Annotated in this window: 20 protein-coding genes and 3 pseudogenes; 15 read left to right on the top strand and 8 right to left on the bottom strand. The window is 67.6% G+C overall.

What is annotated here, in order from left to right:
• Nucleotides 1–57 precede the first annotated feature (57 nt).
• The 5 genes from AC5WJ1_RS23550 to AC5WJ1_RS23530 all read left to right on the top strand — a co-directional run bounded on the left by AC5WJ1_RS23550 (nt 58) and on the right by AC5WJ1_RS23530 (nt 4,711).
• The gene (locus AC5WJ1_RS23550) at nt 58–873 is read left to right on the top strand and encodes a MetQ/NlpA family ABC transporter substrate-binding protein (RefSeq protein WP_494476588.1); all 816 of its coding nucleotides are present in this window, start codon (nt 58–60) and stop codon (nt 871–873) included.
• A gap of 203 nt (nt 874–1,076) precedes the next feature.
• On the top strand, nt 1,077–2,162 hold the full coding sequence (gene pdhA / locus AC5WJ1_RS23545) for a pyruvate dehydrogenase (acetyl-transferring) E1 component subunit alpha (RefSeq protein WP_135703179.1): 1,086 nt from the start codon (nt 1,077–1,079) through the stop codon (nt 2,160–2,162).
• 46 nt (nt 2,163–2,208) lie between these two features.
• Nucleotides 2,209–3,186 (top strand): alpha-ketoacid dehydrogenase subunit beta, encoded by a 978-nt coding sequence (locus tag AC5WJ1_RS23540; RefSeq protein WP_135703180.1) that lies wholly within the window; start codon nt 2,209–2,211, stop codon nt 3,184–3,186.
• A gap of 45 nt (nt 3,187–3,231) precedes the next feature.
• On the top strand, nt 3,232–4,350 hold the full coding sequence (locus AC5WJ1_RS23535) for a dihydrolipoamide acetyltransferase family protein (RefSeq protein WP_135703181.1): 1,119 nt from the start codon (nt 3,232–3,234) through the stop codon (nt 4,348–4,350).
• Nucleotides 4,351–4,516: 166 nt separating this feature from the next.
• Nucleotides 4,517–4,711, top strand: coding sequence for a CopG family transcriptional regulator (locus AC5WJ1_RS23530; protein WP_063237357.1), 195 nt, complete (start codon nt 4,517–4,519; stop codon nt 4,709–4,711).
• Nucleotide 4,712: 1 nt separating this feature from the next.
• On the opposite strand, the gene AC5WJ1_RS23525 is transcribed toward AC5WJ1_RS23530, so the two are convergent.
• Nucleotides 4,713–6,422 (bottom strand): SulP family inorganic anion transporter, encoded by a 1,710-nt coding sequence (locus tag AC5WJ1_RS23525; RefSeq protein WP_135703182.1) that lies wholly within the window; start codon nt 6,420–6,422, stop codon nt 4,713–4,715.
• A 265-nt stretch (nt 6,423–6,687) separates the two neighbouring features.
• On the opposite strand from AC5WJ1_RS23525, the gene AC5WJ1_RS23520 reads away from it, so the two are divergent.
• Nucleotides 6,688–7,125: a universal stress protein gene (locus tag AC5WJ1_RS23520; protein ID WP_133095898.1), complete on the top strand. Its 438-nt coding sequence runs from the start codon at nt 6,688–6,690 to the stop codon at nt 7,123–7,125.
• Nucleotides 7,126–7,207: 82 nt separating this feature from the next.
• Nucleotides 7,208–7,864: a peroxiredoxin gene (locus tag AC5WJ1_RS23515; RefSeq protein ID WP_133095899.1), complete on the top strand. Its 657-nt coding sequence runs from the start codon at nt 7,208–7,210 to the stop codon at nt 7,862–7,864.
• A gap of 342 nt (nt 7,865–8,206) precedes the next feature.
• Here the strand turns inward: AC5WJ1_RS23515 and AC5WJ1_RS23510 are convergent, their stop codons facing one another.
• Nucleotides 8,207–9,163, bottom strand: a complete 957-nt coding sequence (locus tag AC5WJ1_RS23510; protein ID WP_133095900.1) for a chemotaxis protein — start codon at nt 9,161–9,163, stop codon at nt 8,207–8,209.
• 162 nt (nt 9,164–9,325) lie between these two features.
• On the opposite strand from AC5WJ1_RS23510, the gene AC5WJ1_RS23505 reads away from it, so the two are divergent.
• Both AC5WJ1_RS23505 and AC5WJ1_RS23500 read left to right on the top strand, forming a co-directional pair.
• Nucleotides 9,326–9,520, top strand: a complete 195-nt coding sequence (locus AC5WJ1_RS23505) for a hypothetical protein (RefSeq protein ID WP_135703183.1) — start codon at nt 9,326–9,328, stop codon at nt 9,518–9,520.
• A pseudogene (locus AC5WJ1_RS23500) lies at nt 9,517–10,043 on the top strand (FAD-binding protein); the annotation flags it as partial. The gene AC5WJ1_RS23505 and the pseudogene AC5WJ1_RS23500, both read left to right, overlap by 4 nt.
• Before the next feature lie 46 nt (nt 10,044–10,089).
• Here AC5WJ1_RS23500 and AC5WJ1_RS23495 read toward each other — a convergent pair.
• A pseudogene (locus AC5WJ1_RS23495) lies at nt 10,090–10,179 on the bottom strand (ABC transporter ATP-binding protein); the annotation flags it as partial.
• On the opposite strand from AC5WJ1_RS23495, the pseudogene AC5WJ1_RS23490 reads away from it, so the two are divergent.
• Nucleotides 10,164–11,106 (top strand): annotated as a pseudogene (locus AC5WJ1_RS23490) (HEAT repeat domain-containing protein). The pseudogenes AC5WJ1_RS23495 and AC5WJ1_RS23490 sit on opposite strands and share 16 nt — an antisense overlap.
• A 132-nt stretch (nt 11,107–11,238) precedes the next feature.
• On the opposite strand, the gene AC5WJ1_RS23485 reads toward AC5WJ1_RS23490, so the two are convergent.
• Both AC5WJ1_RS23485 and AC5WJ1_RS23480 read right to left on the bottom strand, forming a co-directional pair.
• On the bottom strand, nt 11,239–11,499 hold the full coding sequence (locus tag AC5WJ1_RS23485) for a MoaD/ThiS family protein (RefSeq protein WP_063237368.1): 261 nt from the start codon (nt 11,497–11,499) through the stop codon (nt 11,239–11,241).
• A 14-nt stretch (nt 11,500–11,513) separates the two neighbouring features.
• Entirely contained in the window at nt 11,514–12,662 is a 1,149-nt protein-coding gene (locus tag AC5WJ1_RS23480) for a glycosyl hydrolase (RefSeq protein ID WP_494476587.1), read from the bottom strand.
• 222 nt (nt 12,663–12,884) lie between these two features.
• On the opposite strand from AC5WJ1_RS23480, the gene AC5WJ1_RS23475 reads away from it, so the two are divergent.
• The 3 genes from AC5WJ1_RS23475 to AC5WJ1_RS23465 are packed head-to-tail and all read left to right on the top strand — an operon-like array spanning nt 12,885 to nt 13,879.
• Nucleotides 12,885–13,064 carry a glycosyl hydrolase gene (locus AC5WJ1_RS23475; RefSeq protein WP_133095901.1) on the top strand — a complete coding sequence of 60 codons (180 nt, stop codon included), beginning with the start codon at nt 12,885–12,887 and terminating at the stop codon, nt 13,062–13,064.
• A gap of 17 nt (nt 13,065–13,081) precedes the next feature.
• Entirely contained in the window at nt 13,082–13,213 is a 132-nt protein-coding gene (locus AC5WJ1_RS23470; RefSeq protein ID WP_255519863.1) for a hypothetical protein, read from the top strand.
• A 60-nt stretch (nt 13,214–13,273) separates the two neighbouring features.
• Nucleotides 13,274–13,879 (top strand): N-acetyltransferase, encoded by a 606-nt coding sequence (locus tag AC5WJ1_RS23465; protein ID WP_240745839.1) that lies wholly within the window; start codon nt 13,274–13,276, stop codon nt 13,877–13,879.
• Between the two features lie 26 nt (nt 13,880–13,905).
• Here the strand turns inward: AC5WJ1_RS23465 and AC5WJ1_RS23460 are convergent, their stop codons facing one another.
• Nucleotides 13,906–14,127, bottom strand: coding sequence for a hypothetical protein (locus AC5WJ1_RS23460; protein ID WP_135703185.1), 222 nt, complete (start codon nt 14,125–14,127; stop codon nt 13,906–13,908).
• Between the two features lie 480 nt (nt 14,128–14,607).
• Here AC5WJ1_RS23460 and AC5WJ1_RS23455 point away from each other — a divergent pair, with 480 nt between their 5' ends.
• Entirely contained in the window at nt 14,608–16,002 is a 1,395-nt protein-coding gene (locus tag AC5WJ1_RS23455) for an NCS2 family permease (RefSeq protein ID WP_195430033.1), read from the top strand.
• Nucleotides 16,003–16,136: 134 nt separating this feature from the next.
• Here AC5WJ1_RS23455 and AC5WJ1_RS23450 read toward each other — a convergent pair whose 3' ends face one another.
• A complete protein-coding gene (locus AC5WJ1_RS23450) occupies nt 16,137–16,547 on the bottom strand; it encodes a VOC family protein (RefSeq protein WP_434034414.1) in 411 nt (136 codons plus the stop codon).
• Between the two features lie 279 nt (nt 16,548–16,826).
• On the opposite strand from AC5WJ1_RS23450, the gene AC5WJ1_RS23445 reads away from it, so the two are divergent.
• Nucleotides 16,827–17,141, top strand: coding sequence for an H-NS histone family protein (locus tag AC5WJ1_RS23445; protein WP_494476586.1), 315 nt, complete (start codon nt 16,827–16,829; stop codon nt 17,139–17,141).
• A gap of 66 nt (nt 17,142–17,207) precedes the next feature.
• Here AC5WJ1_RS23445 and AC5WJ1_RS23440 read toward each other — a convergent pair whose 3' ends face one another.
• Entirely contained in the window at nt 17,208–17,693 is a 486-nt protein-coding gene (locus AC5WJ1_RS23440) for a hypothetical protein (protein WP_494476585.1), read from the bottom strand.
• Nucleotides 17,694–18,122 lie beyond the last annotated feature (429 nt).

Genomic DNA, 18,122 nt, shown 5'->3' with positions numbered 1-18,122 from the left:
CTTCCATACAATGGGCTCTCCAACGAACGATCAATGAACAAACAGGGGAGCGTTTTGATGCGATACGGGAAATTCGGCTTCGCGGTAGCCGCGGCAGTACTGGCGCTGGGCGTGGTGCAGGGCGCAAGCGCCGCCGATCCGGACAAGAAGGAAATCCGCTTCGGCGCCACCGCCGGCCCGTACGCCGACCAGATCCGCTACGGCGTGAAGCCGGTGCTGGAGAAGCGCGGCTACAAGGTCACCATCATCGAGTTCAGCGACTACGTGCAGCCCAACCTGGCGCTGGCCGACGGCGCCATCGACGCCAACGCCTTCCAGCACGTGGCCTACCTGAAGAAGTTCTCGGCTGACCGCAAGCTGCAGCTGACCGACATCATCCAGGTCCCGACCGCGCCGATCGGCATCTACAGCCACAAGCACAAGACGCTGGCGGAGGTGAAGCCGGGCAATACCGTCTCGCTGCCGAATGACCCCACCAACCTGGCGCGTGCCATCGCCATCCTGCAGCAGGTGGGCTGGGTCACGCTCAAGCCGGGCACCGACCCGATCCGCGCCAGCGAGCGCGACATCGATGCCAATCCGCACAAGCTCAAGCTGGTCGAGCTGGAGGCCGCGCAACTGCCGCGTTCGCTCGACGATGTCGACTACGCCTTTGTCAACGGCAACTTCGCGCTGGCCGCGGGGCTGAAGCTGACCACTGCGCTGGCGCTGGAGAAGATTCCCGACTACTACATGAACCTGGTGGCGGTGAAGACTGCGGACGTCAACAAGCCGTTCGTCAAGGACATCAAGGAGGCCTACCAGTCGGCCGAGTTCAAGGCGGTGACGCAGCAGCGCTTCGCGGGCTTCGTGCCGCCGCCGTACCAGCGCTGATCCGGCTCGTATCATCTGCGCAGGGCTCCCGCACGGGAGCCCTTTTTCGTTGGCGGTGCCGGGATCCCGCTCCGCCTTGTGCACGGCAAGACAATTGCCGCCGCCATTGCGCCGCAAATACCCTACACTCGACTACACATGCCGCGCGCGCCCACAAAGCACGCCCGGGATCACAACACGACACGCGCATCGAGAGACCTGCCATGTCCATGGTTGCGAGCTTCGAGATCGGCTATACGCGTTATCTCGCCCCGCCGGGCGAACCCCCTTCCCCCACTTCCCCGCCCCCGCCCTTTGCCAGCGACCCTGAGGCGCTGCTGCCTCTGTACCAGGCCATGGTGCTGGCGCGCCAGTTCGACCTGAAGGCGATCGCGCTGCAGCGCACCGGCAAGATCGGCACCTTCGCCTCGGCCCTCGGGCAGGAAGCCATCGGCGTCGGCGTGGCCTTTGCGATGCGGCCCGAAGACGTGCTGGTGCCCTCGTACCGCGACCACGCGGCGCAGTTTGTGCGGGGCGTCACGATGACCGAGAGCCTGCTGTACTGGGGCGGCGACGAACGCGGCAGTGGATTTGCGGCGGCGCCGCATGACTTTGCCAACTGCGTGCCGATCGGCACCCAGGTGTGCCATGCCGCGGGCGCGGCCTATGCCTTCCAGCTGCGCAACGAGCCACGGGTGGCGGTGTGCCTGCTCGGCGACGGCGGCACCTCCAAGGGCGACTTCTACGAAGGCATGAACATGGCCGGCGTGTGGCGCGCGCCGATGGTGATCGTGATCAACAACAACCAGTGGGCGATCTCGATGCCGCGCAGCGGGCAGACCGCGGCGCAGACGCTGGCGCAGAAGGCGATCGCGGCGGGCATCCCGGGGGAGCAAATCGATGGCAACGACGTGGTCGCGGTGCGGCACCGCGTGGGCGAGGCCATCGAGCGCGCCCGCACGGGCGGCGGCCCCGCGCTGATCGAGGCCATCACCTACCGGCTGGGCGACCACACCACCGCCGACGATGCCTCGCGCTACCGCGACGAGGCCAGCGTCAAGGCGCACTGGCAGGAAGAGCCGCTGCTGCGCCTGCGCACGCATTTGCTGTCGCTGAACGCATGGGACGCGGCGCGCGAAGAGGCATTGGTCAAGGACTGCTCGCAGCAGGTGGCGCAAGCGGTCGAAGCCTACCTGGCGCTGCCGCCGCCGGACGCCGCGGCGATGTTCGACTGCCTGTACGCCACCATGCCGCCGGCGCTGCAGGCGCAACTGGAGACCGCGCGGCGCTATCCCGCGCAGCACGGCTGACGCTTTCATCGTCCCCCTGGCCTTCAACGACCAAAGCGAGCGAACCATGGCGGAAATCAATCTGGTCGAAGCAGTCAACCTGGCCCTGGGACATGCGCTGGAGAACGATCCCGACGTACTGCTGCTGGGCGAGGACATCGGCGTCAACGGCGGCGTGTTCCGCGCCACCGCGGGACTGCAGGCGCGCTTCGGCGCGGCGCGGGTCATGGATACGCCGCTGGCCGAGGGCGGCATCGTCGGCGCGGCGATCGGCATGGCGGCGATGGGACTCAGGCCCGTGGCCGAGATCCAGTTCACCGGCTTTATTTACCCCGCCATCGACCACATCATCAACCACGCCGCGCGCATGCGGCACCGCACGCGCGGGCGGCTGAGCTGCCCGCTGGTGGTGCGCTCGCCATGCGGCGCGGGCATCCACGCGCCCGAGCATCATTCGGAAAGCCCGGAAGCGATGTTCGCCCACATGCCGGGGCTGCGCGTGGTGGTGCCGTCGTCGCCGGCGCGCGCCTACGGCTTGCTGCTGGCCGCAATCGCCGATCCCGACCCCGTGATCTTCCTCGAGCCCACGCGGCTGTACCGGCTATTCCGCCAGGAGGTCGCCGACGACGGCGCGGCGCTGCCGCTCGATACCTGCTTCACGCTGCGCGAAGGCAGCGACATCACGCTGGTGACCTGGGGCGCGATGGTGCAGGAGACGCTGACCGCCGCCGACGAACTGGCCGCCGAAGGCGTGAGTGCGACCGTGATCGATGTCGCCACGCTCAAGCCGCTCGACATGCCGACCATCCTCGAAGCGGTGGCGCGCACCGGGCGCTGCGTGATCGTGCACGAGGCGCCGCGCACCGCGGGCTTCGGCGCCGAGATCGCGGCGGAACTGGCCGATGCCGGGCTGTATTCGCTGGCGGCGCCGGTGCAGCGCGTGGCCGGCTTCGATACCGTGGTGCCGCTGGCGCGGCTGGAATACACCTACCTGCCCAGCGCTGCGCGCATCGCCGACGCGGCCCGCAAGGCCATGGCCGCCTGACTGACACCAGGCAACACCGAGCGACACCAAGCCGAGGAAGCGCCGATGAGAGTCTTCAAGCTGCCCGACCTGGGCGAGGGCCTGCAAGAGGCCGAGATCGTGACCTGGCATGTCAAGGTGGGCGATGCGGTGGCCGCGGACCAGCCGCTGCTGTCGGTGGAGACCGCCAAGGCCATCGTCGAGATTCCCTCGCCCTATGCGGGCACCATCGCCCGGCTGCACGCGCAGCCGGGCGATATCGTCCACCTGGGCGCGCCGCTGGTCGGCTTCGAGGGCGCCGGCGAGGATGCCGATGCCGGCACCGTGGTCGGCTCCGTGCAGGTCGGCACGCGCGTGGCCAGCGAAGCGGCGCCGCCGGGCGCGGCCGCGCCTGCCTCCGGCATGGCCGCGCGCGTCAAGGCCACACCCGCGGTACGCGCGCTGGCGCGGCGCCTCGGCGTCGACCCGGCGATGGCCACCGCGTCGGGGCCGGAGGGCACCGTCACCGCCGCCGACGTCGAACGCATGGCCGCCACGCTGGCCGAACTCGGTGCGCCCGAGGAACTGCGCGGCGTGCGCCGCGCGATGGCGCAGAACATGGCGCGCGCGCAGAACGAGGTCGCCGCGGCCACGGTGATGGACGATGCCGATATCCACGCCTGGCAGGCGGGCGCCGACGTCACCATCCGCCTGGTGCGCGCGCTGGTGGCCGGTTGCCGTGCCGAGCCGGGCCTGAACGCCTGGTACGAGGGCCAGACCGGGCGCCGCCACGTGCTGAAGAAGATCGACGTGGGCATTGCCGCGGACCTGCCCGAAGGGCTGTTCGTGCCGGTGCTGCGCGACGTGGGCAGCCGCGACGCGGCCGACCTGCGCCGCGGGCTCGACCGCATGCGCGCGGACATCCGCGCGCGCACCATCGCGCCGGAGGAGATGCGCGGCAATACCATCACGCTGTCCAACTTCGGCATGATCGCGGGGCGCTACGCGGCGCCGATCGTGGTGCCGCCGACGGTGGCGATCCTTGGGGCGGGACGGGTGCGGGACGAGGTGGTCGCGGCCGGCGGCGTGCCGGCGGTGCATCGGGTGATGCCGCTCAGCCTGACGTTCGATCACCGCGTGGTGACGGGGGGCGAGGCGGCGCGGTTTCTGGCGGCGGTGATTGCGGACCTGGAGATGCCGGCTTAGCGGAACACCGGGGAAAGCGCCTGCAAAGGCCGCCGCCCGTCGTGAACGCTCCCCTCTCCCGCGAAGTGGGAGAAGGGTGGGGGAGAGGGGGGCAAACCAGCGGCTCGGCAAAGTTTGCGCTGTATATAATGCGAGCGATCCAGCCGGACCGCCCGACACACCCCTCATGGAAACCAAGACCGCCCGCCTCACCATCCTGATCGATCCGGTCAAGAAGAAGGCCTTCGAAACCCTGTGCGCCGCGCAGGACCTGACGCCGTCGCAGGTGGTGCGCCAGCTGATCCGCGATTACCTGGCCCAGCACGGCGTGGAATACGCCACCAAGGCACGGCCCGCCGGCAGCGGCCGGCAAAAGAAGTAGCTCAGTGCGGGGCGCCCGTGTCCTCGCGCTCCCGTTCCGCACCCTCCTCTCCCGCCAGCACGCCGCAACGCCGCACCGCCTGCGCCAGCGCATCCGCGTAGTTTTGCTGCCCCAGCGCCGCAAGCACCCCGGCCCGCTCCAGCTTTTGCCGCACGCGCGCATTCGCCTCGGCCAGCACCACGGCCACGCCGCGCCGGCGCAGCGTGCGGATCACGGCTTCCAGCGTCTGCAAGCCGGTCATGTCGATGAACGGCACCCGGCCCAGGCGGATCAGCAGCACGCGCGGCTCGGTATGGGTGTGCACCAGCGCCTGCTCGCAGGCCTCGACCGCGCCGAAGAAGAACGGGCCGTCGATGGCGTAGACCAGCACGCCCGGCGGCATCCGGGCCGCGACGGAATCGGCCGCGTCCGCTTCGGCGCTTAGCTCGCGCTCGATGCCGGTTACGTCCTGGCGCGTCACTTCCACCGACGCCGACATGCGCCGCAGGAACTGCAGCATGGCCAGGATCACGCCGATGTTGACCGCGACCACCAGGTCGGTCAGCACGGTCAGCGTAAAGGTGATCAGCAGGATCGCCACGTCGGCGCGCGGCGCCTGCCGCACCATGCGCGCGAACTGGCGCGCCTCGCTCATGTTCCACGCCACCACGAACAGGATCGCGGCCAGCGTCGCCAGCGGCACGCTCGCGGCCAGCGGCGCCAGGAACAGCAGCACCAGCACCAGCGTCAGCGCATGGGCGATGCCGGCCAGCGGGCTGCTGCCGCCGTTGCGGATATTGGTGGCGGTGCGCGCGATGGCGCCGGTGGCGGCAAACCCGCCGAACAGCGGCGCCAGGACATTGGCGATGCCCTGCCCCACCAGTTCCTGGTTGGAATCGTGCCGGGTGCCGGCCATGCCGTCGGCCACCACCGCGGACAGCAGCGATTCGATCGCGCCCAGCATGGCGATGGTGAAGGCCGGCCCTGCCAGCTCGATCACGCGCGCCAGCGAGATCTCCGGCAGCGCCGGAACCGGCAATCCGCGCGGCAGGCCGCCGAAGGCGCTGCCGATGGTGGCCACGCCGTCGAAGCGGAACAGCGCCTGCACTGCCGTGGCCACCACCAGCGCCACCAGCGGGCCGGGAACGCGGTGCAGCCAGCGCACGCGCGGCGCGCCCAGCACCAGCAGCAGGCTCCCCAGCGCCAGCGCGGTCGTGGCCGCATGCCACTGCGGCAGCGCCTGCAGCAGGTGCCACAGCTTTTCATGGAAGTGGGTGCCGGCTACCGGCGGCAGCCCGAAGAAATCACGCCATTGCCCGACGAAGATGATCACGCCGATGCCCGCGGTAAAGCCCACGATCACCGGCGCGGGAATGTAGCGGATCACGCCGCCAAGCCGCGCCAGGCCCAGCGCCAGCAGGATCAGCCCGGCCATCAGCGTGGCAAGTTGCAGCCCGCCGATCCCATGGCGCGCCGTGATGGCGGACAGCACCACGATGAACGCGCCGGTGGGCCCGGCAATCTGCAGGCGGCTGCCGCCGAACATCGACACCGCCAGCCCGGCGACGATGGCCGTATACAGCCCTTGCTCGGGCTTGGCGCCGGATGCGATCGCAAACGCCATCGCCAGCGGCAGCGCCACCACCCCGACGATCACGCCCGACACCAGGTTGGGCAGCCAGTTGGCGCGGCGGAACAGCCCGGCCTGCCATGCTTCGCGCAGCGCGATCATGCGGAGAATCCTTGCAGTGGGTCAACGTCGGAGGGAGGGCGCAGGTGCATGGAATGATAACAACATGCTAATGCCGTGACATGGACCCAGGCACTTGCGGCTTGCGCCGGACGCGGGGCATCGCGCCATCGAGGGCCGGAGTTGGCCGGCGCTGCACGCGACCTGTCGCTATCACGGGCCAATTCCTATACTGGAGTGGCTCGTCCGGACGGTCCGGGCGGAACGGCCCGGCGGACGCGGCTATTCACTGCAATCGGAGGCCATCATGTTCAAGCACCTCCTAGTCCCCACCGACGGCTCCGCACGCGCCGAGGCGACGGTAGCCCGGGCCATGACCTTCGCCAGCCGCATCGGCGCCCGCGCGACCGGCTTGCATGTGATTCCCGAGTATCACGTATTGACGTACCGGCTGACCAGCCAGCAGGACACCAGGGACTCGTTCGCGGCCGAGGCCGCACGCCATGCCGATACCTTCCTGGCCGCCGTCACGCGTGCTGCCGGCCAGGCCGGAGTGCCGTGCGACACCGTCACCGCCACCGACGACCACCCGTGGCAGGCCATCATCCAATGCGCCGAGCAGCGCGGCTGCGACCTGATCGTGATGTCGTCGCACGGGCGGCGCGGGTTGCAGGCGTTGCTGATCGGCAGCGAAACGCAAAAAGTCCTGACGCACAGCACGATCCCGGTGCTGGTCCTGCGCTAGGCGCCATGCATCGCGCGCGTTGCGGGCCGGCACGCCGGCAACGCGCTTTTTCCACCCCATGCCAACTGCAAGGAGCGCAACCATGGCGATTCGACTGGGTGAACAAGCCCCGGACTTCACCGCAGACACCACGGAAGGCAAGCTCAGCTTCCACGAATGGATCGGCGACAGCTGGGCGATCCTGTTCTCGCACCCCAAGGACTTCACGCCGGTATGCACCACCGAACTGGGTTACATGGCGCGGCTCAAGCCCGAATTCGACAAGCGCAATACCAAGATCATCGGCCTGAGCATCGATCCCGTCAGCGACCACCAGCGCTGGGCCAAGGACATCGAGGAAACCCAGGGCGCCGCCATCAACTATCCGATGATCGGCGACGCCGACCTGACGGTGGCCAAGCTCTACGACATGATCCACCCCGAAGCCAGCGGCGCCGGGCCGCGCACGGCGGTGGACAACGCCACCATCCGCTCGGTGTTCATCATCGGCCCGGACAAGAAGGTCAAGGCGATGCTGGTGTATCCGATGACCGCGGGGCGCAATTTCGATGAAGTGCTACGGCTGCTGGACTCGCTGCAACTTAACGCCAAGCACACCGTAGCCACGCCGGTGAACTGGAAGCCGGGCGAGGATGTCATCATCCCGACATCGGTCTCGGACGAAGATGCGAAGAAGAAATACCCGCAAGGGTTCAAGACGCTGAAGCCCTACCTGCGCACGGTGGAGCAGCCCAAGTAGCGCAATCGCGGGATCCCGGCAGCGACCGGGCCAGGCCAGGCAAGGGAGAGAGAGCGAGCAAGGGAGCGCGGCAGGGCGTGGAGGTCACGCAGGACCGCCGGCAGGCGTCCCGGGCAGTTCGGCCGGGACGCCTGACTTGTCCACAGGATCTATCCACAGCTTCAGTGGATATCTCCCCTCTTGACAACCGCCAAGGGCGCGCCGGCCTTGGCTCGTACTGGAGTGCCCGTTTTATAGGCAAACCGTAAACATACGGGAATGCTTGCAGCCTGATTGATTTTGTGCCTTGTGCTGCCTAAGGCCAACCCGGTTGTGGCCTCAGGCACCTAACTCAGCGCCCGCTCAGCGCGTCAGCACCTGGCGGATGGTATCGGCCAGTTCCTTGGCGACGAACTTCGCCACGTAGGCATCCGCGCCCACCTTGCGCACATGCTCTTCGCTGGCTTCGCCCGATAGTGACGAATGAATCACCACCGGCAGCTGCTTGAGCCGGCTGTCGGCCTTGATCTTGCGGGTCAGCGTGAAACCGTCCATTTCGGGCATTTCCAGGTCTGTCAGCACCAGCGCCACTTCGTCCTGCACCGACTTGCCGTGGCTGGCGGCCTCGCCGGCGATGCGGTCGAGCAGTTCCCACGCTTCCTTGCCCGACTTGGTCATCAGCACCGGTGCGCCCAGCGCCTTCAGTCCCTGCTCGATCAGGCCACGCGCCAGCGCGGAATCATCGGCGGCAATTACCTTAAGGCCCGGGCGCAGGTTCAGCTGCGGACCCACCGAGCCCGGCTCGACGTCCGGCTGCCGCGCCGGCAGCACATCGCGCAGGATCTGCTCCACGTCCAGCACCTGCACCAGGCGCGCCTGGTCCGTGCCGGCATCCAGCTTGGCGATGCTGGTCACGTGGCCGGTGCGCACGCTGGCCTCGGCCGAGTGCACCTGGTTCCACTCCAGGCGCACGATTTCTTCCACCGCCTCGACCGCGAAGCCTTGCGTCGAACGTGCGTACTCGGTCACCAGCAGGATGCCGAGCCCGTTGCGCGGCTTGCATCCCACCAGCCTGGGCAGGTCGATCACGGGGATCACCTGCCCGCGGATATCGGCCATGCCCAGGATCGACGGGTCGGCCCCGACCACCGTCGTGACCTGCGGCATCACCAGGATCTCGCGCACCTTGAACACATTGATGCCGAACAGTTCGGACTGCCCGCTGTGCTCGGCGTCGCCCAGCCGAAACAGCAGCAGTTCGAACTGGTTGTTGTTGGTGAGGTTAGTCCGTTCGTCGATGTCCCTCATGGAACTGCTCATGCGTCGCTCCCGTGCCGTGCGTTGGATGATCTGTGGCCGCCGTGTATGCCTTGCCGTGCCGCCGCGGCGGCTGGCGGACGGCAGGTTTCTTGACTGGATATCGGCGCGGGGACTGGAGAGTTGAGGGAGATCGCCCGGGGGGAGCATGTTCGGATTTCGTCGTTGGATATCCGGATTGCTTCGATCCTCGGCGGGCGTGTCGACTACGAGTTCCTCTACTTCCGCGGCGACGCCTTCCGGTACCGGCTGCGCGCCGAGCGCCACAAGGCCGAGCTGCCTACTTCGCAACCAGCGCCAGCCACGCCCGCACCGAAGCGCACCCGCAAACCTGCCAGCAAGGGAAATCCCAACGCATGAACACCCTGACCCACGAATACGGCATTGTCGTCGTCGGCGGCGGCACCGCCGGCCCGATGCCGCGATCAAGGCCAATGAGCGCAACCCCGCGCTGCGCGTGCTGTTGCTCGACAAGGCGCACGTCAAGCGCAGCGGCGCGATTTCCATGGGCATGGACGGCCTGAACAACGCCGTGATCCCCGGCCACGCCACGCCCGAGCAATACACCCGCGAGATCACCCTGGCCAACGACGGCATCGTCGACCAGTCCACGGTCTATGCCTATGCGCGCCACAGCTTCGCCACCATCGAGCAGCTCGACCGCTGGGGCGTGCGCTTCGAAAAGGACGAGACCGGCGACTACGCGGTGAAGAAGGTCCACCACATGGGCTCGTACGTGCTGCCGATGCCGGAGGGCCACAACGTCAAGAAGGTGCTGTACCGCCAGCTCAAGCGCGCGCGCGTGGAGATCACCAACCGCATCGTCGCCACGCGCGTGCTCACCGATGCCAATGGCGCCGCCTGCGGCGTGATGGGTTTCGATGCTCCAGGTCGAGCAGCGCCTGCGCCTCGCGCTGGCGCTCGCCAGCCTCGATATCGTGGGTGACAAAGACTACGGTGGTGCGCATCTGCGTCCAGACGTCGAGCAGCAGCGACTGCTGCCATCGGCGCGATTGCGCCGCGCCTGTCCGACCCCGACCCCGCCGTGCGCCGCGTGGCGGTGCTGCGACTGGCCGACCTTGAAGACGAAGCCGGCGTCCCGCTGCTGCTGCAGCGGCTGCAATCCGATCCCGCCGCGGCGGTGCGCGCCGAAGCCGCGCGCACGCTGGCCAGCTGGGAGACGGATACCGTCGTGCGCGCGCTGGCTGCCGCGCTGGCCGATGCCGACCGCGAGGTGGCAGAGGCGGCAGCACTGGCACTGGCGGAACTAGGACGCAGACTCCGGCGCGGCCGTGCTGCCCTGGGTCACGCATCAGGATCCCTTTGTCCGCGCGTCAGCCTGGCGCGGCCTGCGCGAATTGCGCTACGCGCCGGGCTTCGCTGCCGCGATGGCGGCGCTGGCCGACGCCGCCGCGCCGGTGCGGCGCGAAGCGGTGACCGTGCTGGGCTGGCTCAGGCGCAGCGAAGCGCTGCCGGCGCTGGCGCAGGTCGCCGCCAGCGATGCCGACACCGAAGTCCGGCGCGCCGCGGCCGGCGCGCTCGGCCTGGCTGCCGACGCCTCGGCGCGCAACGCGCTGCTTGCCGCGCTCGGCGACAGCGCGTGGCAGGTGCGCGAGGAAGCGGCGCAGACGCTCGGCAAGCTCAGATTTGCGGAAGCCGTGCGCCCGTTGATCGGAGCGCTGGAAGACGCCTACTGGCAGGTCCGCCTGCAGGCCGCGCGCGCATTGGGCAAGCTCGGGGACCGGCAGGCGCTGGCGCCCCTCACCGTGCAGCTTGCCCATGCAATCAGTAAGCTGCGCAAGGAAGCCGCGCTGTCGCTTGGCAGCCTGCGCGATCCCGCCGCGCTGCCGGCGCTGTCCGCCGCGGCCAGCGACGCGGACCCCGAGGTGCGCAAGGCGGTGCGGATCGCGCTGGCGCAGATCGGCCATCCGCATGGCGGGGCCTGAGCATGCAGGTTCCGGCGCTGTTGGAACTGGCCAGGGTTGAAGGGACGCTGCGCATCCACTGGCCGGATGGAACGGTCCCCTCTCCCGCGCAGTGGGAGAGGGGAGCAAACCAGCAGCACCTGCGAGCAGTCGCTAGCCCCCCGCCAGCGCCTGCAGGATATGCACCTCATCGGTCTCCCGCAGCGGCGCATCCAGCCGCATCAACTGCGTCCGGTTAACGAAGACGCGGATATACGGCCTCAACTTTCCCTGCTCATCGACAATGCGGAACCGCATGCCCGGAAACTGCCGGTCAAGGTCGTCCAGCAGCGCGCCGATGTTCGCGCCGTGGGCTTCCACATACTCGCGCTGCCCGGTGTAGGAGAACAGCGGCGTGGCAATGCGTACTTGCATGGCTGCCCTCCGACTCAGGCCGGCCGCGCCACGCTGACGGCGTAGACCTGCGGCAGGTGGCTGGCGATGCAGCGCCAGTGCTCGCCTTCGTCAACACTCGCCCAGATCTCGCCGCCGGTGGTGCCGAAGTACACGCCCACCGGCCCGTGGCGGTCGGTGGCCATGGCCTGCCGCTTGACCGTGAACCAGCCCTGCTCTGGCGGCAGGCCGCGGTCCTGTCGCTGCCAGGTCTCGCCGCCGTCGCGGGTGATATAGGCCGCAGGGTGGCCGCCGGGACTGACGCGCGGCCAGACATCGCTGCCGTCCATCGGGAACACCCACACCGTGCGCGCATCGCGCGGATGCGCGACGATCGGGAAGCCGATGTCGCCCACCTCGGCCGGCATTGCCTCGCCGATGCGCTTCCACACACCTTCGCGCCGGTCCATGCGATAGATGCCGCAATGGTTCTGCTGGTAGAGGATGTCGGGATTGGCCGGGTGCTGCAGCACGCAGTGCGGATCCTGGCCGTATTCCGGGTTGGGGTCGGGCAGGAAGAGGGCCAGGCTGCCTCGGTTCAGCGGTTTCCAGTCGGCCCCCGCGTCGGTGCTCTCGAACACGCCGCCGCTGGACATGCCGATATAGAGATGACGCTTGTCGCGCGGATCGACCAGCACGGAATGCATCTTGGGCCCGTCGGGGGTGCCGTCCTGCTCGCCGCCGGTCCAGTTGCGCCACATCGGGTGGTTGTTGAAGCCCGGCACGGACTCCCACGTGGCGCCATGGTCGGTACTGCGGAACAATCCCTGCGGCGAGGTGCCGGCGTACCAGGCGCCGGGTTCGCTGGCGTGGCCGGGAGTCAGCCAGAACACATGGTCGACCACGCGGCCGGTCTCGCCTTCGGGCGCCTTGTCGAAAGCGGGCGGGCGCGTGGCCTCGGTCCAGTTGCGTCCGCCGTCGGCGGAGCGGAATACCGTCGGGCCAAGGTGGCCGGTGCGCGCGGCCATCAGCATCCGCGACGGCTCGCGGGGGTCCTGCACGATGTGGTGGATGGTGTGGCCAAGGAAGGTGGGACCTGCCACCTGCCAGTGGCCGCGGGCGGCATCGCTGGTCAGGGTCCAGGCACCCTTGGTGGTGGCGACCAGCAGCGTGATCGGGCCGGTTTCGGGGGACGTCGTCATCATGGCTCCTGCGGGAAGGCCGTTGAACGATGCATCCGAGTCTAGTACATGTAGACAGTGTTCACAATTGAGATTGCACGAGTGCGATCGGCCCAAACAGCGCCATAGCCGCATCCAGCGAGTCGGTAGACAGCAGATAAAAGCGGATATCGGCACGTTAGCTGGACATCGGCGCACAAATATGGCATAAGCATGGTTGCCCCGAATCCGACGCACCGCGCCCCCATGTCTCGCATCGTCCGCATCGCCGCATTGAACCGCCCGGCCCTGCCGGCGGCGGCGTTCGCCGTGACTTCGCAGCAACCGGGCTACGCCATTGACCACGCCGCCCACGGCGTGGTCCGCAGCGCCGTGCTTTTCCTGGCCGTGCGGGCAGCTCGGGACACTACCCTTCAGCAGACCTGAGCTTTCCTGCACGGCACATGGCGCGGATCGCCATCCGGCATCCGCTTGATCATGCAGCCAGGAGAAAGCCAGCCATGCCTCAGCTCTACCGCCAGACCCTTCTTGCCATGGTGGCGCTTGCCGCCCTTTACCTGCTCCTCGAAGCCTGAGGCGCAGCCATGGTCCCGTTTCCTTCACTAGGCCCGATGTTGGGCCCGATGTTGGGCCCGATGCTGGCCCCGACTCCGGTCCTGACCCGTCCCCTGGCATTGCGCATCGACGTGGAACTGGCCCCGGGCGAGATCGAGCGCGAACTGGACGCGCTCCACGAGCGCATCCACCGGCCCGGCGACCGCCTGCACGACATGCCCGCGCTGCCGGCGGGCACGCCGGCGCTGCGGCTGCGCTACCGCGAAGCCGACGGCGAGTACTACGTGTATGTGGAAGACCTGATGCAGCGGCGCCTGGCCGGCTATACCGTGTTCAACCGGCTGATCGAGGTGGGCCGGCGCGCCGACCCATGGGTGCGTGCGCCGCACACGAAGTTTGCGCCCGCTTACCAGCGCCGCGGCATGGCCAGGGCGCTGTACCGCTGGGCGCTGGACGGCGGGCTGTGCCTGCTGAGCGGCGCCCGCCAGTCGGCAGGCGCGCACGCGCTATGGCAGGTGCTGGCCGCGGATTACGCCGGCGGCTATGTCGACCTGCGCCAGAAGACACTGACATGGCAGGGCGAGACGGTCAGCCCGCAGCAATGCGATGGCCTCCACACGCGCCGGCTGCTGCTGGGCCGCGGCTGGACCCTGCAGCAATTCATGGCACGTACCGGCATGTACTGAGCGCGGGCCGCGCCACGGAAGCGTCTTTACAGGTGCATCAGCGGCGCGACTGCGCGGGCGTTGTCGAGATAGAGCGTCCAGCCGCGGGCGAAGTAGTCGCGAACACGAGCCGACAGCGAGCGGCCGCTGCCCATGCGGGCGTAATCATCGGTCTCGCGCGCCGGTTCGGCGGCAGCACGGGCATTGGACCTGGCCTCGGGCCTGGCTTGGCGGGGTTGACGATAAAGCGTATCAGCGAGCACTTGCATGGCAATATTTCCTTTTCCGGACCGGAGAAATGTTCAGTGCCTCGCAATGCATATCTGACCGGGTTCTGGCCAGCCGCGCGAGGCAGCTCAGGGTTATCCCTAGTATAGCGAAGTACCTCGTTCGGCATCCGGGTCATTACCTATAGGCCGTATATGACTGGCGTGATAATTCCCTGCGTCCAAAGCGCCACCTGGCGGAAGCCTCAGCCTCAAAGATAATCATTCTCCACACTCGATATTCCGCACCGCGCATGCCGTGCATTCCGCGGCGGTTATGACGAGTCCCTCGCACTCACCTAGCCTTCAGCCTTGCCCAGATCAAGCCCGCACTAGAAGGCAACGACAAGCCGGCACACCGATAACAGCGGGTTGGCGAGGCCCTCCAGGCCTGCAGCCCAAAACAGCCCGAACCACGTGAGACAAGCCTGACGACGCGCCGTACGACGGACGTTGCAGCGCCCTGCAAGGAGACAGTTCATCATGATCGAGCAGCCCTATCCGTCGTCAGCGACGGAAGCCGATGCGGCACGCCCCAACGTCCCCGAGGTCCGGAACCGGCTCGACGCCTATTTCGAGATCACCGCGCGCGGCAGCACCCAGCGCAAGGAAGTGGTGGCGGGCATCACCACCTTCATGGCAATGGTCTACGCGGTCTTCGTCGTGCCCGGCATGCTGGGCAAGGCCGGCTTCGACACCAGCGCGGTCTTTGTCGCGGTGTGCCTGACCACCGCCTTCGGCTCGCTGCTGATGGGCCTGTGGGCCAAGCTGCCGATCGCGATCGGCTGCGCCATTTCCTTGACTGCATTCATGGCCTTCGGCCTGGTGCTCGGCCAGGGCCTGTCGCCGGCGGTCGCGCTCGGCGCAGTGTTCCTGATGGGCCTGATCTTCACCGCGATCTCGGTGACCGGGGTGCGTTCCTGGATCCTGCGCAACCTGCCGGCAGGCGTCGCGCATGGCACGGGCATCGGCATCGGCCTGTTCCTGCTGCTGATCGCCTCCAATGAAGTCGGCCTGGTGGTCAAGAACACCCACGCCGGACTGCCGGTGGCGCTGGGCAAGATTACCTCGTTCCCGGTGGTGATGTCGGTGCTCGGCCTGGCCGCGATCTTCGGCCTGGAGCGGCGCAAGGTGCCGGGCGGCATCCTGCTGGTGATCATCGCGATCTCGGCGCTGGGCCTCGTCTTCGATCCCGCGGTGAAGTTCACCGGCGTGTTCGCACTGCCGTCGCTGAGCGCACCGGGCCAAGCTTCGCTGATCGGCGCCATGGACCTGCGCGGCGCGCTGACCGCTGCGGTGCTGCCAAGCGTACTGGCGCTGGTGATGACCGCCGTGTTCGACGCCACCGGCACCATCCGCGCCGTGGCCGGGCAAGCCGGGCAGCTCAACGCCGCCGGCCATATCCACAACGGCGGCCGCGCGCTGACGGCGGACTCGGTCAGCTCGATCTTCTCCGGCTTCTTTGGCGGCGCACCGGCCGCGGCCTATATCGAATCGACCGTCGGCGTGGCCGCGGGCGCCAAGACCGGCCTGACCGCCGTGGTGGTGGGCCTGCTGTTCGTGGCGGTGATGTTCTTCTCGCCGCTGGCGGCACTGGTGCCGTCGTACGCCACGGCGCCGGCGCTGATGTACGTCGGCCTGCTGATGCTGTCCAGCGTCAGCCGCCTGCATATGGATGACCTGGTCGATGCGCTGGCCGGCCTGGTCTGCGCGGTGTTTATCGTGCTGACCTGCAATATCGTCACCGGCATCATGCTGGGCTTCTGCACCCTGGTGGTCGGCCGCGTGATCGCCGGCGAATGGCGCAAGCTCAATGTCGGCACCGTCGCCATCGCAGTGGTACTGGCTGCCTTCTATGCCGGCGGCTGGGCGATCTGATCCTGCTTGATACATCCCGCATCCCGGGCAACTGGCCCGGGCTGTCTACGACAAGTTGTCTCCTCCACCGCGATCCAGGTGGATTTCAAGCCCGGGCTTCCTGCTTTCCCGGGCTGTTTTTTTTGGTGCGCGCCTTACTGCGCGCCCTGCATTGCCGCCGTATCCATGTACACCAGTTCCCAGACATGGCCATCCAGATCCTGGAAGCCATGCCCGTACATAAATCCCAGGTCCATCGGCGGCTTGTAGGTATTGCCGCCCGCGGTCACCGCGGCATTCACCATTTCATCCACGCGCACTCGGCTTTCCATCGACAGGCACACCAGCACTTCGGTGAATTTGCGCGCATCGCAGATGTCATTCGGTGAAAAGCTGCGGAATTTGGCTTCGGTCAGCAGCATCACGAAAATGTTCTCGCCAACGATCATGCAGGTGGCGGTGTCATCGGTAAATTGCGGATTGAAGGTAAAGCCAAGACTGGTAAAGAACGCGATCGACTCTTGCAGGTCGCGTACTGGCAAATTGACAAAGATCTGCTGGTTCATGACGTCTCCGGAAAGCGTTGTACAACGCAGAGAACCAGTCTAGGTGCAAAATCCGGCAGCGCCAGCTTTTTCCTTTCCCGGAAATTGGAGCGGCGGCGTTGCCATTCGCCGCACTAGGAGCACCGCAATGGCGCGCATCGGTGCGCTGTAAAACAGTGAGGCTGTGCGCAAACACAATCAATCCGTGCAATCCCCGTTATTTTTTGTAAAATTTTTATGTCTACCGACACCTGAGGTTCTAGCAACATGCAGCGGCCTAATTGCAGAAAGGGGAAATGAATGGCGACATACAAGCAACTCCTGGCAGAGAAAGAAGCGCTGGAAGCCAAGCTGAATGAAGTGCGTGCGACGGAAGTCGCCGGTGTGATCGACAAAATCCGCGAACTGATGACCGAATATGGCCTGACCGCGGAAGACATCATGCCCCGGCGCAGGCGCGGCCGCCCCGCGGGTTCCGCCGGCAAGGCGGCCGCCCCGGGTTCGACGCTGCCCCCCAAGTACATGGATCCCAAGACCGGCAAGACCTGGTCCGGCCGCGGCCGCGCCCCGGCATGGCTGGGCAAGCGCCCCGAGCGCTTCCTGATCGAGCAGTAATCCCGCCTGTCGGCCAGGCGGGGGCCTGCCCGGCGCGCTATCGTTCCGGCGCCGCCCAGGGCGCCGTCACAGCGCCTGGCACACATACTCCTTGCGCAGCGCGCGGAAGCCCTTCTGCGTCGGCTCCGCCGTCAGGCGCGCGCCGCCGGCTTCCAGCGGCTGCATCCGCAATACCTGCGCCGAGCACTGGCTCGCGCTCTCGTCACGCTGATACCGGATTTCATAGAGGCCGCCCGGCGCGGGCACGAACGACACCCCGGCCGCGCAGCGCTGCTCCGGCAACGGCGGCTCGGCGACGGACGTCACGGCCACGTAGATGCGCCGGCCTGCCTCGACCAGCCGTTCGCGCGTGCGTTCCGGCGGCTCGGGCGAGCGCCCCGGCAGGCCCAGTTCGCGATCCCGTCCCATTGCCGACAACTGCTTGCCCGTGCCGGCCAGGATCAGCGGCCGTGCCGGCACCGGGCACCTGGCCGGGTCGACCACCGCGAAAGAGGTGATTTCTTCGGTATTGGTCAGCAGCCGCACGCTGGCCGTGGGGGCGCCCGATGGCACCCGGTATTGCGCCACGCAGCCGCATAGTGCCGCGGTGGCGGCCAATGTGGCGAGGCAGGTCAGGCGGGAGGGGACTGCGGACGACCGGTCATGGCGCATGGCGGCAGGCAGTTTGGCATCGCGGTTACGCCAGCCGGGCGATCGCTGGCAGCGGGAAAGCGGCAACATCGGTGGAGATAGGCCACGAACCATGCGCGATACCGGCATGCACGGCATCCGGCGGTGACACCGTCGCGGCTTGCGCAGTGTTGCCCTGCTCCCAAAACCGTGCAGCATACCGGTTTCCGGCAGATTGCGGCAGCCGCACAAACCCATGTTGAAAACCCCGGCGTGATATCCACAGAATCTGTGGATATCCTGCCTTCACCCTCCCCGGAAGCCTTGGTCTGTGCGGCAACGCACCGGACCGCACAAATTTTAGGCAACGCG

Source organism: Cupriavidus sp. MEYA8, from assembly GCF_059278825.1.
Note: the sequence above shows the minus strand (reverse complement) of the source record. Positions and strands in the feature narration are given on the sequence as shown.